This is a genomic window from Carboxylicivirga mesophila (assembly GCF_018271975.1).
Lineage (GTDB): Bacteria > Bacteroidota > Bacteroidia > Bacteroidales > Marinilabiliaceae > Carboxylicivirga > Carboxylicivirga mesophila.
Window position 1 is genome coordinate 149,707 of the sequence record NZ_JAGUCN010000003.1, and the last position, 13,642, is coordinate 163,348.

Genomic DNA, 13,642 nt, shown 5'->3' on the forward strand with positions numbered 1-13,642 from the left:
TCCCTGTTAATGTTTTAGTCAATCAGTCTTACTGCTCCCTTATCAGCAGCACTTACCAAACTGGCATAGGCTCTAAGGGCTTTTGATATGTTTCGCTGGCGATTGGCTGGTTTAAAAGCCTTGTCGCCCTTTGCTTCTTCGGCTGCTCTACGCTGAGACAGCGCTTCATCACTTATCTGTAATTCTATCTTTCGGTTTGGAATATCAATTAAAATAGGATCTCCGTTTTGGACCAATGCAATATTACCTCCACCAGCAGCTTCCGGCGATGCATGGCCAATTGACAGGCCTGATGTTCCACCAGAGAAACGACCATCAGTTAATAAGGCACAAGCTTTACCCAGGTGCTTCGACTTCAGGTAAGAGGTGGGGTATAACATTTCCTGCATGCCCGGACCGCCTTTTGGCCCCTCGTAGCGGATAATCACCACATCACCAGCCTTCACCTCATCCGAAAGAATACCTTCACAGGCATCATCCTGCGACTCATATACTCGTGCTGTTCCTTTGAAAGTGAAGATGGACTCATCTACGCCGGCAGTTTTGACGATGCACCCCTTCTCAGCCAGGTTCCCAAACAATACGGCTAAACCACCATCTTTGAAGTAAGCGCCTTCCACACTGCGGATACAGCCTTTTTCACGGTCCAAATCCAGTTGTGCGTACTGTGTTTTCTGCGAGCCCATGGTTAAATTGAACATGCCTGCAGGTGCACTTGAATAAACATCCTTTGCCTCGTCCGATACTGAGTCACCCATCACATCATAAGCTGTTAAAGCTTCTTTCAGACTTGGGAAGTCAACACGACTCACATCGGTATGCAATAAGCCACCACGGTTCAGCTCAGCTAATATCGCCATGATACCACCTGCACGATTCACATCCTCAATGTGGTAGTGCGAGTTAGGAGCGACCTTACACAAAACAGGTGTAGTGCGTGATAAACGGTCTATATCATCCATAGTAAAGTTGACACCTGCCTCGTGAGCTATGGCCAGAATATGCAAAACCGTATTGGTAGACCCACCCATGGCAATATCCAGTGTCATGGCATTTTCAAAGGCCTTATAAGTGGCTATTGAACGTGGCAGAACCGACTCATCCCCTTCGCCATAATAGCGATTGGTGATGTCCACTATCAGATCGGCAGCTTTTTCAAACAAGCGCTTACGATTAACATGCGTGGCAACGATGGTACCATTTCCGGGCAAAGCCAAACCTATTGCTTCATTTAAACAATTCATTGAGTTGGCAGTGAACATGCCTGAACATGACCCACAGGTTGGGCACGCATTGCGTTCCACCTCCTCTACTTCAGCATCCGACACTGTATCATCGGCCGCCATTACCATGGCATCCACCAGATCTAACGCCTTGCCTCCGGCCTTTCCGGCTTCCATCGGACCACCCGAAACGAATACGGTTGGGATATTTAAACGCATAGCTGCCATTAGCATACCAGGCGTAATCTTATCGCAGTTACTGATACAAACCATGGCATCCACCTTATGCGCATTGGCCATGTATTCAACACTATCCGCAATGATATCTCGTGATGGTAACGAATACAACATCCCATCATGCCCCATAGCGATACCATCATCAATGGCAATGGTGTTAAACTCAGCAGCAAAGCATCCGTTGGCTTCGATACGCTGCTTTACCATTTGCCCAATATCGTGTAAGTGAACATGACCTGGTACAAACTGGGTAAAGGAGTTAACCACAGCAATAACCGGCTTACCAAAGTGCTGCTCCTTCATGCCATTGGCACGCCATAAGCTTCTGGCTCCGGCCATACGCCTGCCCTGTGTTGATGTTGCGCTTCTAAGTGTTATTTTCATTGTATCGTTTCCGTTTGTATCAAAAAAAAGAGCTTTTCCCGTATGTGTGAGAAAAGCTCTTAGTAACTTATATTCGTTTGTTTATCTACATAGCATTCTCACTCCTCTAGGTTCTAATAATAATGACCACGAGAATAATAATAATGTTGAGAATGAGTGATAAATTGAATTTCATCTTGAAATTGTCTCTTTAAAAAATATTGGCATTTCGGTTTTACCCAGAACACCGTTGTTGCTTTTTACGCTAGCAAATGTAGGATTGATTTTTATAACGCCAAAGAAATAGTCAAAAAAATATCGTTTTTTTTTACAATTCGTATTTTCGAAGCCTAATAAGCTTACTATTTGCACCCCTTACTATATAATAAGTCATGGGTCGAAATTCTTCGTTCAATTAAAGACCCGCACGTCCGATTCCTAAAGCCTTATTATGTGATACTTGCAAGCCTTGATTCATCATTCAAAATTCACACCAAAGTGTAAGTTCAATTTCAAGGGTGATATATGTCATTATTTCCAACTTTAAGGCTATCCGAATTGAGAGCCAGAAACTCTTCAAACACCAGATTAATGGCCTCCATCATTTTATAATCGCTAAGATCAGGATTGATTTTATGCTTAGTCCGTAGAAATACCATAAACGAATCCAGGTCGGCGCCATCCAACTTTGTCAGGTATTGCATATTTTCCCTGGAAGTCATCTCTCTGAATCGTTCATAACGCTTTTCATTGGCCGAAAAAGCTGCGTACTTTTTTTCTTTTCGGGTAGCACTGCCCCCACCAAACGCTATACCAGGCCCAAACCGTTTATCCTTTTCGCGAATAGCCTTCTTAACAGCCATTACATTAACACTAATAGGCATGTGATAGCGGTTATCGGGCATCATATCCATATTGGCCACCATGTGCCTGAACGAAGCATAGGACTTAAACATCAGCACATCAACGGACCCGAGTTCGTAGCTTTTTTCATTGACTACCCAAAGCAACGTATCACTAAGCATTTCATCCTTAACAACAAGCATGGTATCCTGATAACCCAAACACCTAAAAAACAGGGTATCTGTAGCCATGGTAGTTAACTTAAACACTCCACTTTCATTGGTTTCCTTACCATAACCTGTATGACTGTTGGCCACAAAGGCAAATGGCACCGCTGTGGTACTGTCGCTTTTTACAACCTTGCCTACCATAATAACACGGTGATCATCATCATTTTGAGCCATTAGCCGTTGAGCAGTCATTAAAACCAATATCGTTATCAGTGCGCGCATCCTATTCATCTTTTTTATATTCCTCCAACAAATCAACCACCTTATATTTGATACTAAGTGGTGTATCCATTTCACTGAACTTAATGTGTTCATTACAATACATAATAAACTCATCCAATTCAGTTCCCTTATACCCACTCACTTCACTTAACATCTCTATCGTCATCATCTGCCGCTGCTTTTCATACTTCAGCAACTTCATCATTTTTCGCTTTTGCTTCTCTGTTTTAGATGTATAGTAATAGATGACATTTGCAGGCTGCAAAAAAGCAGCTAACACAGGTGGATTACGCCTGTAGGTAGGCAGAATATCCACAGGGACATCTGGTTGTCGGCCAAGTTCAATATCAGCCGGCAACACCAGATCCATTTCCATCTGCTTACTCCTCATCATCTTCAGCTTATCCTGATAATCCATATAATGCTTGTTCGAATTAACATCCACCTGCTGAATCTGGTAAGAAGTAGCCTTAAGGGGGAACAGATACATTAAATCGGGGTCAATATGGAGACTATCCAGATAAAACGTGCGGGCCTCGAAGCCCAAAGCGAATACTTTTATGCTGTCATTGGCATCTAGTATCACCTTAAACTCACCCGCTGAATCAGCCGCAAATACATTCATTTTTTTAAAGCTGGCCACCTGGGCAAGTGGTATATTGCGTTTATCACCCTGTGTCATCACTTTACCGTGCAACCACACTTGCCTGGTTTGAGCAGATAAGGCACTCACACAACTAAAAAAGACCACTAATAAACAGATTTTCTTCATATACAGAGATTAGGCAAGGTTAAGATAAAACAAGTTAGGAAGTAGCGTGTTATTTTTTCAACAAACGGAGATATAATTAACAGCTTTTAACAGGTAAATACTAATTAGTTAAAACAAAATTGCTTATCAGTTTTTTATAGTGAAGTCTTATAATTAAGAACTATTTTTGCCATCAAACATAAAAATCAGAAGTAAATGAGCGATTTGAAGAGTATCATTGAAAAAGCCTGGGAAGACAGGTCGATGCTAAATAACCCGGCAACCGTTGAAGCCATCAAAACAGTAATTGAACAACTGGATAAAGGAGAAATTCGTGTGGCAGAACCACAGGGAGACGAATGGATTGTAAATGAATGGGTGAAGAAAGCTGTTATTCTTTATTTTCCAACTCAGCAGATGGAAACCATTGAGGTGGGTCCATTTGAATTCCATGATAAAATTGCGCTTAAGAAAGATTACGCTTCACAGGGCGTACGCGTTGTACCGCATGCTGTGGCACGCTATGGCGCCTTCTTAGAATCGGGCGTGGTTATGATGCCATCGTATGTGAACATTGGGGCCTATGTAGGATCAGGAACCATGGTGGATACCTGGGCCACAGTAGGTAGCTGTGCACAAATTGGTAAAAACGTTCACCTGAGCGGTGGTGTTGGTATTGGTGGTGTATTAGAACCAGTACAAGCTGCTCCTGTAATTATCGAAGACGATGCCTTTGTTGGTTCGCGTTGTATTGTGGTTGAAGGCGTGCATGTTGGTAAAGAAGCCGTTTTGGGGGCCAACGTGGTATTAACAGCATCAACCAAAATTATTGACGTAAGCGGCAACGAGCCCAAGGAATACAAAGGCTATGTACCTCCGCGCTCGGTGGTGATACCAGGTAGCATCACCAAGAAATTCCCTGCCGGTGAATACCAGGTGCCTGCAGCCTTGATTATTGGTAAGCGTAAAGAATCGACCGATAAAAAGACCTCATTAAACGATGCACTGCGCGAAAATAATGTAGCGGTTTAATTACAGACTAATAGAGGCTAGACTTATAGACTAAAGATGATTGACAGCTTGCTTAGCTGAAGAGTTTATAGTTTAAATGCTTAGCGTATAAGATAGCAACCTGATGGGATTTGGCATCCTGTCAGGTTTTTTTTTGCATTAGAAGCGTCTTCAAGTGATTACTTTTAGGGGAAGCCCCTGACAAACCAATCAATTCTAAAATCCGGCAATCCATTGTCATCTTCAATCGTCTTTTTCTATCTTCGTAAAAAAACAAACTAACATGCACGACGATTTAAAACAAGCCCTTGAGGTGTTGCGCAATGGCGGCATCATCCTGTATCCAACAGATACTATTTGGGGCATAGGCTGCGATGCGACTAACGCCGACGCAGTAAGACGTGTCTATGAACTAAAGCAGCGCGACAACTCTAAAGGCATGCTGGTTTTGCTTGACAATACAGCCAAGCTGGCCGGCTACGCGAATGACATACCTGAGGTAGCTTACGATATGGCCGAACTCACTACTAAGCCGTTAACAATTATCTATGATGATGCCAAAAATCTGGCACCTAATATTCTGGCAGCCGATGGCAGTGTGGGCATCCGCATCACTGAGGAACAGTTTTCGAAAGAGTTGTGTGCCCGTTTTAAAAAGCCTATTGTATCAACATCTGCCAATTCGAACGGCGAGCCATCACCTGAGAATTTTGCTCAAGTGAATGAAGCAATAAAGGCAGGAGTTGATTACATCGTTAAGTTCAGACAAGACGAAATGAAAAATCCGGCACCATCGAGCATTATCAAATTAACTAAGGATGGGCAGGTTACAATCATAAGGGAGTAAACAAAGTTGTTGGCTATAAGTTATAGTTACATGAAGGAAACAACATTCAACCACAGCACACCGGTCCAAATCCGGTTTAACGACATAGATGGCTTAGGCCATGTGAATAACACCATCATTCAGGAATATTTTGATCTCGGCCGTATGTATTATATGACCGAGGTATTGGGGAAAACCATATTTGCCAGTGATGAAACGCTAATTGTAGTGAACATCAACACTGATTTTCTCACCCCCATCTACCTGAAAGACACCATAGAAGTTAAAACTGCCATTGTTGGCTTGGGAACTAAAAGCTTAAAGATGGAACAACAGGTGGTATGCAACGCCACACAAACCGTTAAGGCCACATGTAGCTCAGTAATGGTTGGCTTCAACAAAACCACCGAAGAAGGACTGGAGCTGCTGCCGGCATGGCGCAAAACCATCTCTCAATATGAAGGAAAAGACTTTTAACCTGAGTTTGAACTAAATTTTGAACTCAGGCATTTAGAGAATCTGCCGACAGCTAGCTTTATGCAGCTGTTGGCTATATTAATCCTTCGGGCAAATCAAAAATGACCAGTCGCTGCTCATCATCAATAGAGACAATAAAATGGTCAACTATCGGAATCAGCACCTCTTCGCCATCATTATCCAGCTCAAACAACGGATTTTTCGAGATCTCACGGATGGCCACAATCTCGCCGATATACCCATGACCTGCAGCCTGGGCTTCGTAACCCACCAGCTGATAGGCCGAAAAAGGTGCTTCTTCAACAGCCTCTTCTCCCTGTTTCTCGACATAAACCGGTGCATCAATCACCTTTAAAGCCTGTTGATCATCTTTCAGCTGCTCTAGCTTTGCCAATACATCGGTTTGATTTTTCTCACGTGCCTCCTCCAGATAAAAAGGCACTAAACCACCATCCAGTTCAAGGTAAAGAAACTCCACATCCACATCATCAATGGAAAATTCATTAAACAATCGCAGCACCACTTCTCCGGCAATGCCGTGTGTTTTAACAATAACGCCAATCTGACGACAGGTATGTTTCTCAATCATTGAAATACTTTTGCTGCAAAGGTAGAAAAAAAGCTAACAGCTATATCCCATCCATCACTTCCCCCGGTTGTACAAAAAAGCTTTCCAGCGCTCTTCAGTTAAATGAGCTTCTTCCATAGCCGCTCGTGACAAACTGAAAAACAAATCGGACAAACGATTAATAAACAACAGAATCGAACGCTCAACGGGATGAACCCGATGCAGAGTGGTGAGTTTACGTTCACCCTTGCGCAACTGCGAACGCACTACATGGCATAATGCCGATACTTCATTGCCACCTGGCAGTATAAAATGATCCGATCGGCTGCTTAGTCCAGCTTCAATTTCATCAATCCATTCTTCACAGAATTTATCCATCCCATCGGGCAAGGGCATGGTATTCTTTTCCTTCAATTCGGCAGGAGTTGCCAGATGACTCATGGTATTCATCAACTCAACCTGTAAATGATGCAGCTTATCCTGCCATGCGTGTTTAGGATCGAGCTTAGCACGAAGCAACCCAATAAAAGAGTTGACCTCATCAAAAGTTCCGTAGGCATCCACCCTGATATCATCTTTGGCAACACGCACGCCACCCAGCAAATCTGTTTGTCCTCTGTCTCCGGTTTTTGTATATATCTTCATAAAGATAGATTCTGTCTGTTAATTGATAGTTTAGAAACCTTAAACACAAAGCTCGTTAAAAAGTTTGCTCAGTTAAGGCCTCTTTTTTGTGTAAACAATAGTGACCATTTCTTGTTCTGAATTTAAAATGAGAACGGAACAATGAACAAACTGGCAGATATACGTAAAGAATACACCAAGGGAAACCTCCACAAAGAGAACCTGAAAACCTCACCCTTTCAGCAATTTAATGATTGGTTACAGGAAGCCTTGAAGGCTAAATGTAACGAACCTACGGCAGTAACACTGGCAACGGTAGATGAGGATTTGATGCCCAATTGCCGCATTGTGTTATTAAAGGACGTACAAACGGATGGTTTCGTTTTTTTCACCAATTACAACAGTAAGAAGGGACAGGAACTTTCTGTAACAAATAAGGCTGCCCTTAACTTTTTCTGGCCCGAACTGGAACGTCAGGTGCGCATACGTGGCACCATTAAAAAAGTACCCTCGCTAAAATCGGATGAATATTTCCAGTCGCGCCCGCGTGAAAGCCAGTTGGGCGCATGGGCTTCAAACCAAAGTCAGGTGGTTGAAGACAGTCAGCAATTAACCAATAAATTTGAGCAACTGAAGAAACAGTATGAAGATCAAAGCATACCGCGTCCAGCGCATTGGGGCGGTTACATACTTGAGCCCATCAGCATCGAGTTCTGGCAAGGTAAGGCCAATCGGATGCATGATCGCTTTCAGTACCACTTAGAGGCTAACAGCTGGATTATCCGGCAGTTGGCACCTTAGGTGTCAGATGCTATTCTTTGGTCAATCCGTGAAACACACTCTCCAGGTTCCGCTCTTGTCGGGTCAAGGTCAGTATGATTAATCCCTGTGCCACCGCAAAGTCAAAAACAGCCTTACGGATATCGGCTTGGGCATTAATTTCATAGCCGTATCCCGATACGTTTTTGATTTCTCCTGCACCAACAATACCTTGAAGTTCTTCCAATACAGGTTGACGATCAAACTCAACAAACACCGTTGAGCTATTACCAGCCTCTAATCGAGACAGGTCGGTGGAAGGATGGTCGATAAGCAATTCGCCCCGGTTTAAAATTATTACGCGCTCACAAATAGCTTCCACCTCCTGCATAATATGGGTACTCAGCATCACCGTCTTCTCCTGCCCTACAGTTCTTACCAGGTTACGTATTTCCAGAATCTGGTTGGGATCAAGCCCTGTGGTTGGCTCGTCGAGTATGAGCACTTCGGGATCATGAATCAGCGCTTGCGCCAGTCCTACACGTTGCCGATACCCTTTCGATAAAACACCAATCTTCTTATGCTGTTCTAATCCTAAACCAGTCAGTTCAATCATTTCATCAACATGTGCTCGTTTATTACCCAGCTTGTATAGTTCAGCCACCATCAAAAGGTATTCATTCACATACATATCCAGATACAGGGGATTATGCTCCGGCAAATAACCAATCTTCCGACGAAATACCTCATTGTAATCGGTGTTACTAATGCCACACACCTCAACTTCTCCGGCCGACTGCGGCAACAAACCTGAGATTATCTTCATCATCGTCGATTTGCCTGCACCATTAGGTCCAAGGAAACCAACTATCTCACCTGAAGATATGGAGAATGAAACATCTTTAAGAGCTTTCTGTTGCCCAAATTCCTTAACAACGTTTTTTACAACAATTGACATACTGATTGATTTAATATCTCAAAAGTACGATAAAGAAATGAATCGGGATAAAGACCTAAAAAATGCGAGTCATCATTTACTTTGATAATTGTGCATAGCCCGCTAAACATTAATGCTTACTTTTGCATTTAATCATTGAATCAATTTACAATCAGATGTCACACGAGCCATTATACTGCGAAGATTTATTTAACTATCACCGCAACCCCACGCGTCCGGTTAAAGTTGGTATTAAAACCATTGGCGGCAACAGTCCTATTCAAATCCAGTCGATGACCACCACCAATTCCTTAGACGCTGAAGCGACAGCCACACAGGTGATGAGCATATTGGATGCCGGGGCAGACATTGTGCGCATTACCACCCAGGGACGTAGTGAGGCACACACACTTGAGCAAGTGAAGCGCATCATACGTGAAAAAGGCTATGAGGCACCGCTGGTAGCTGACATCCATTTCAATCCTAATGCTGCTAAGGTAGCAGCATCCAATGTAGAAAAGGTCCGTATCAATCCGGGTAATTTCTCTGGCGGAGCTAAAAAGTTCAATCTTGACTATACCAACCAACAATACAACGAAGAACTGGCTGTAGCCAAGTCAAAGCTGTCAGCCTTTTTGGATGTTTGCAAACAATATGGCACTGCTATTCGAGTAGGCACCAATCATGGCTCCCTTTCTGACCGCATTATGAGCCGTTACGGCGATACCCCTCAAGGCATGGTTGAGGCTTGCATGGAATACCTGCGGATGTGTGAAGAGCTGGAGTTTAGAGATATTGTACTAAGCATTAAAGCCAGCAATACGCGCATCATGGTGCATACAGTCAGGTTATTGGTATCAGCCATGAAGAAGGAGAATATGAATTACCCCCTTCACCTGGGCGTTACGGAAGCAGGTAGTGAGGATGAGGGACGCATAAAATCGGCCGTTGGTTCGGGCGCATTGCTTGTTGACGGATTGGGTGATACCATCCGTGTTTCATTGACCGAAGATCCTGAGAAAGAAGTGCCGGTTGCCACAAAACTGGTTAAACACATCACTGCCAGAAATAACCATCAGCCAATACCTTCAACGGACAAGCTGTATTTCACGCCGTTTGAATACAACAGGCGAAAAACACATGCTGTACTCAATATGGGTGGCGATAATGTTCCTGTGGTTATTTGCGAGGCTGTTGACGAGTTTTCAACAGGAAAAGCCCTTAAACCAGACTATCTGGTAATTGAAAGCCCTGATGATGTCAAAAACCATTATCAGAAATACCTGATACCGTTCAAAGCCTGGAAAACCGCTAATACCTCAGATAATACCATTCCGGTATTGACTGCTGAAGAATTTATCGATACACCGGAACTCCCTAAAACAAGCTTTTTATCTATCTCCTATCCTGAATTCAACGATGAAATAACGGATAAGCTGCGTGAAAACACACAAGTAATTATTCTTCTTGAATCGTCCCACATCAACCGGCCCGTTGAGCAAAGAGCATTTATCTTTAAACTGATTGAGCAACAGTTAACACACCCTGTGGTGCTAAACAATAAGTACGAGGACGATAACGATGAAGATTTTCAGATAAAATCAGCAGCCGATGCTGGTATTTTATTTCTAGATGGCTTAGCCGATGGTTTGTTTTTACATAATCTGGGGAAGATAAAACATCAGGAAATCATTAACACGGCATTCGGTATTTTACAATCATCAAGGGTACGATTTACCAAAACCGAATTTATCTCATGCCCGGGTTGTGGCCGAACCTTATTTGATCTGCAGGAAACAACACGACAGGTAAAAGCACGCACCTCGCATCTTAAAGGCCTTAAAGTGGCAGTAATGGGCTGTGTGGTGAATGGCGTTGGCGAAATGGCTGATGCTGACTACGGTTACATTGGCTCCGGCCCTGATACGGTTAGCCTGTTTAAAAAACGTGAACTGATTAAACGAAACCTCTCAAAAGAAGAGGCCGTTGACGAACTAATTAACCTGATAAAAGAGCATGGAGATTGGGTAGAACCACCTCAGAAATGATTTTTAATCAAAGAAATACGTCCGGTCGTGGATTTTTTGAATCGTTCGGAGCGATTTTTTTGCTATGTGGGTCTAATTTTATAAATTGCGTATCCCAAAAATAACTAATTGAGTCTAGCCTAAATGAAACGGATATTTCTATTATTCTTTGCGACGGTTTTAACCATGGTTAATGTTCAAGCTGGTGAGCTTGAGCTTAGAGGCACATTTCAGGGTGAAAACCTGTATGTAAAGAATCCATTTGCCGCTTCCGGTGTTGGGTTCTGCGTATACGAAGTAACTGTAAACGGCCAAACGACAACTGACGAAATTAATTCAAGCGCCTTTGAGATTGATTTAGGAGTATTTCAGTTTACCTTAGGCGAGGCCATTATTGTGGGCATCAAATTTAAAGATGACTGCGAACCCAAGGTACTGAATCCTGAGGTGCTTAATCCCCGAGCAACTTTTGAGGTTGTTAACCTGACAGTTTCCAACAACCAATTAAACTGGACGACCACAAAAGAAGCCGGTGCATTACCTTTCATTGTTGAGCAATACCGCTGGAACAAGTGGGTAAAAGTAGGTGAAGTTCAGGGCAATGGTTCCAACCAATCAAACACTTACAGTGTTGATGTGCGTCAGCATACTGGTGAAAATAAATTCAGAATTAAGCAGGTTGACTATCGTAATAAGCCTCGTTACTCGCAGGAAACAAAAACGATTTCAACACAGGCGGAAGTAACCTTCTCACCCAATAAAGTAGATGATAAGATCAGCTTCTCCTCTCCTACATTATACGAAATCTATGATGAATATGGAGGCATCGTATTTAAGGGCTATGGTTCAGAAGTAAATGTAGCTGGTATCGAAAAGGGGCGTTACTATATTAATTACGACAATAAAATGGAGCGATTCACAAAAAAATAAACTGCTTATGCAGGCAAAGGAAAGGTGATTCGCAATGAGTCACCTTTTTTTATATATAATCTGACAGAAAAATGTGTAATTCACTTGCATTTAACCAGTGACTTAGCGCTCAATAAAAACAAATCATTAATTTTGCAAACCTGAATATAAATAGATATTAAAAATGGAACAGATTCGTCGAACAAAAATTGTGGAGCTGCTGAAAAGTACCGAATTTGGTAAGCAAGCTAATGTGAAAGGTTGGGTAAGAACCAAGCGAGGTAATAAACAAGTTAATTTCATTGCACTAAATGACGGATCATGCATTCATAATATTCAGATAGTTGTTGATGTACCTAACTTTGATGAAGCTTTGCTTAAGCGTATTACAACAGGTGCAGCTGTTTCTATCAATGGTGAGATAACTGAATCAACCGGTAGCGGCCAGAAGGTAGAGATAATGGCTAAAGAAATTGAGGTGATGGGAGATTGTGATCCGGAAAAATACCCGATTCAGCCAAAGAAACACACGCTGGAATTCTTGCGTGAGAATGCCCACCTGCGTTACCGCACCAATACTTTTGGAGCCATCGCCCGCATTCGTCATGCTATGATTTTTGCGGTGCATGAATTCTATACAAAGAAAGGATTTGTTAATATTCACACCCCAATTATTACTGCTTCAGATGCTGAAGGAGCCGGTGAAATGTTTAAAGTAACCACGCTGGATTACGATAAAATGCCGCGCACAGAGGAAGGTACTATTGATTATTCACAAGACTTTTTTGGTAAAGCCACCAACCTGACAGTATCAGGTCAATTGGAAGGTGAGCTGGCAGCCTTGGCCATGGGTGAAATTTACACCTTTGGACCAACCTTCCGTGCCGAAAACTCCAATACATCTCGTCACTTGGCGGAGTTCTGGATGATTGAACCAGAGATGGCCTTCTACGATTTGGATGATAACATGGATTTGGCTGAAGAATTTCTTAAATACCTGATCAAATATGCATTGGATAACTGCATGGACGATCTGGAATTCTTAAGCAGAAGACTTCAGGAAGAAGAGAAAAACAAAAAGGCCGACGAGCGCTCAATGGAGCTCATTGAAAAATTGCAGTTTGTATTGGCTAACGACTTCATCCGTCTGCCATATACCGAGGCCATTGAAATACTAAAGAACTCGAAGCCGAACAAAAAAGGCAAATTCAAGTACCCAATTGATGGCTTTGGCAGCGACCTTCAGTCGGAGCACGAGCGTTACCTTGTTGAAAAACACTTCAAAAAGCCAGTTATCCTGACCGATTATCCAAAGGACATTAAAGCTTTCTACATGAAGCAAAATGACGATGGCAAAACAGTGAGGGCGATGGATGTATTATTCCCACAAATTGGCGAAATCATTGGCGGTTCGCAACGTGAGGAAGACTACGATAAGCTGGTTACACGCATGCAGGAGATGGACATACCAGCCGAAGAAATGTGGTGGTACCTCGACACCCGTCGTTTTGGTTCTGTTGTTCACAGTGGCTTTGGTTTAGGTTTCGAACGCATGATGCTGTTTGTAACGGGCATGGGCAACATTCGCGACGTTATTCCATTCCCACGTACACCAAAAACAGCTGAATTTTAATT

13 protein-coding genes are annotated in these 13,642 nt (G+C 42.8%); 7 read left to right on the plus strand and 6 right to left on the minus strand.

Going from position 1 to position 13,642, the window contains the following annotated elements; translation table 11 throughout:
* Nucleotides 1–14: 14 nt before the first annotated feature.
* The 3 genes from ilvD to KEM09_RS04335 form a co-directional block, all read right to left on the minus strand.
* Nucleotides 15–1,844: a dihydroxy-acid dehydratase gene (gene ilvD, locus KEM09_RS04325; protein WP_212225985.1), complete on the minus strand. Its 1,830-nt coding sequence runs from the start codon at nt 1,842–1,844 to the stop codon at nt 15–17.
* 491 nt (nt 1,845–2,335) lie between these two features.
* The gene (locus tag KEM09_RS04330; protein ID WP_212225986.1) at nt 2,336–3,118 is read right to left on the minus strand and encodes a peptidase associated/transthyretin-like domain-containing protein; all 783 of its coding nucleotides are present in this window, start codon (nt 3,116–3,118) and stop codon (nt 2,336–2,338) included.
* 1 nt (nt 3,119) lies between these two features.
* The gene (locus KEM09_RS04335) at nt 3,120–3,890 is read right to left on the minus strand and encodes a hypothetical protein (RefSeq protein ID WP_212225987.1); all 771 of its coding nucleotides are present in this window, start codon (nt 3,888–3,890) and stop codon (nt 3,120–3,122) included.
* A 195-nt stretch (nt 3,891–4,085) separates the two neighbouring features.
* Between KEM09_RS04335 and KEM09_RS04340 the strand changes: the two genes are divergently transcribed.
* The 3 genes from KEM09_RS04340 to KEM09_RS04350 all read left to right on the plus strand — a co-directional run bounded on the left by KEM09_RS04340 (nt 4,086) and on the right by KEM09_RS04350 (nt 6,183).
* On the plus strand, nt 4,086–4,901 hold the full coding sequence (locus KEM09_RS04340) for a 2,3,4,5-tetrahydropyridine-2,6-dicarboxylate N-succinyltransferase (RefSeq protein ID WP_212225988.1): 816 nt from the start codon (nt 4,086–4,088) through the stop codon (nt 4,899–4,901).
* Nucleotides 4,902–5,163: 262 nt separating this feature from the next.
* The gene (locus KEM09_RS04345) at nt 5,164–5,727 is read left to right on the plus strand and encodes an L-threonylcarbamoyladenylate synthase (RefSeq protein WP_212225989.1); all 564 of its coding nucleotides are present in this window, start codon (nt 5,164–5,166) and stop codon (nt 5,725–5,727) included.
* A 30-nt stretch (nt 5,728–5,757) separates the two neighbouring features.
* Nucleotides 5,758–6,183: an acyl-CoA thioesterase gene (locus tag KEM09_RS04350; protein WP_212225990.1), complete on the plus strand. Its 426-nt coding sequence runs from the start codon at nt 5,758–5,760 to the stop codon at nt 6,181–6,183.
* A gap of 73 nt (nt 6,184–6,256) precedes the next feature.
* On the opposite strand, the gene rimM is transcribed toward KEM09_RS04350, so the two are convergent.
* Together rimM and KEM09_RS04360 are read right to left on the minus strand one after the other, a co-directional pair.
* The gene (gene rimM / locus KEM09_RS04355; RefSeq protein WP_212225992.1) at nt 6,257–6,772 is read right to left on the minus strand and encodes a ribosome maturation factor RimM; all 516 of its coding nucleotides are present in this window, start codon (nt 6,770–6,772) and stop codon (nt 6,257–6,259) included.
* A gap of 54 nt (nt 6,773–6,826) precedes the next feature.
* Nucleotides 6,827–7,396: a cob(I)yrinic acid a,c-diamide adenosyltransferase gene (locus KEM09_RS04360; RefSeq protein WP_212225994.1), complete on the minus strand. Its 570-nt coding sequence runs from the start codon at nt 7,394–7,396 to the stop codon at nt 6,827–6,829.
* A 141-nt stretch (nt 7,397–7,537) separates the two neighbouring features.
* On the opposite strand from KEM09_RS04360, the gene pdxH reads away from it, so the two are divergent.
* Complete coding sequence (gene pdxH, locus KEM09_RS04365) at nt 7,538–8,176, plus strand: pyridoxamine 5'-phosphate oxidase (RefSeq protein ID WP_212225996.1); 639 nt, start codon at nt 7,538–7,540, stop codon at nt 8,174–8,176.
* A gap of 10 nt (nt 8,177–8,186) precedes the next feature.
* On the opposite strand, the gene KEM09_RS04370 is transcribed toward pdxH, so the two are convergent.
* Nucleotides 8,187–9,092: an ATP-binding cassette domain-containing protein gene (locus KEM09_RS04370; protein ID WP_212225999.1), complete on the minus strand. Its 906-nt coding sequence runs from the start codon at nt 9,090–9,092 to the stop codon at nt 8,187–8,189.
* 155 nt (nt 9,093–9,247) lie between these two features.
* Here KEM09_RS04370 and ispG point away from each other — a divergent pair, with 155 nt between their 5' ends.
* The 3 genes from ispG to asnS all read left to right on the plus strand — a co-directional run bounded on the left by ispG (nt 9,248) and on the right by asnS (nt 13,640).
* Entirely contained in the window at nt 9,248–11,119 is a 1,872-nt protein-coding gene (gene ispG / locus KEM09_RS04375) for a (E)-4-hydroxy-3-methylbut-2-enyl-diphosphate synthase (RefSeq protein ID WP_212226002.1), read from the plus strand.
* 123 nt (nt 11,120–11,242) lie between these two features.
* Nucleotides 11,243–12,028, plus strand: a complete 786-nt coding sequence (locus KEM09_RS04380) for a hypothetical protein (protein WP_212226004.1) — start codon at nt 11,243–11,245, stop codon at nt 12,026–12,028.
* A gap of 163 nt (nt 12,029–12,191) precedes the next feature.
* A complete protein-coding gene (gene asnS / locus KEM09_RS04385) occupies nt 12,192–13,640 on the plus strand; it encodes an asparagine--tRNA ligase (RefSeq protein ID WP_212226007.1) in 1,449 nt (482 codons plus the stop codon).
* Nucleotides 13,641–13,642 lie beyond the last annotated feature (2 nt).

Coding starts and splice junctions, on each gene's coding strand:
- ilvD (WP_212225985.1), bottom strand. CDS start 1,844: ATGAAAATAACACTTAGAAGCGCAACATCAACACAGGGCAGGCGTATG.
- KEM09_RS04330 (WP_212225986.1), bottom strand. CDS start 3,118: ATGCGCGCACTGATAACGATATTGGTTTTAATGACTGCTCAACGGCTA.
- KEM09_RS04335 (WP_212225987.1), bottom strand. CDS start 3,890: ATGAAGAAAATCTGTTTATTAGTGGTCTTTTTTAGTTGTGTGAGTGCC.
- KEM09_RS04340 (WP_212225988.1), top strand. CDS start 4,086: ATGAGCGATTTGAAGAGTATCATTGAAAAAGCCTGGGAAGACAGGTCG.
- KEM09_RS04345 (WP_212225989.1), top strand. CDS start 5,164: ATGCACGACGATTTAAAACAAGCCCTTGAGGTGTTGCGCAATGGCGGC.
- KEM09_RS04350 (WP_212225990.1), top strand. CDS start 5,758: ATGAAGGAAACAACATTCAACCACAGCACACCGGTCCAAATCCGGTTT.
- rimM (WP_212225992.1), bottom strand. CDS start 6,772: ATGATTGAGAAACATACCTGTCGTCAGATTGGCGTTATTGTTAAAACA.
- KEM09_RS04360 (WP_212225994.1), bottom strand. CDS start 7,396: ATGAAGATATATACAAAAACCGGAGACAGAGGACAAACAGATTTGCTG.
- pdxH (WP_212225996.1), top strand. CDS start 7,538: ATGAACAAACTGGCAGATATACGTAAAGAATACACCAAGGGAAACCTC.
- KEM09_RS04370 (WP_212225999.1), bottom strand. CDS start 9,092: ATGTCAATTGTTGTAAAAAACGTTGTTAAGGAATTTGGGCAACAGAAA.
- ispG (WP_212226002.1), top strand. CDS start 9,248: ATGTCACACGAGCCATTATACTGCGAAGATTTATTTAACTATCACCGC.
- KEM09_RS04380 (WP_212226004.1), top strand. CDS start 11,243: ATGAAACGGATATTTCTATTATTCTTTGCGACGGTTTTAACCATGGTT.
- asnS (WP_212226007.1), top strand. CDS start 12,192: ATGGAACAGATTCGTCGAACAAAAATTGTGGAGCTGCTGAAAAGTACC.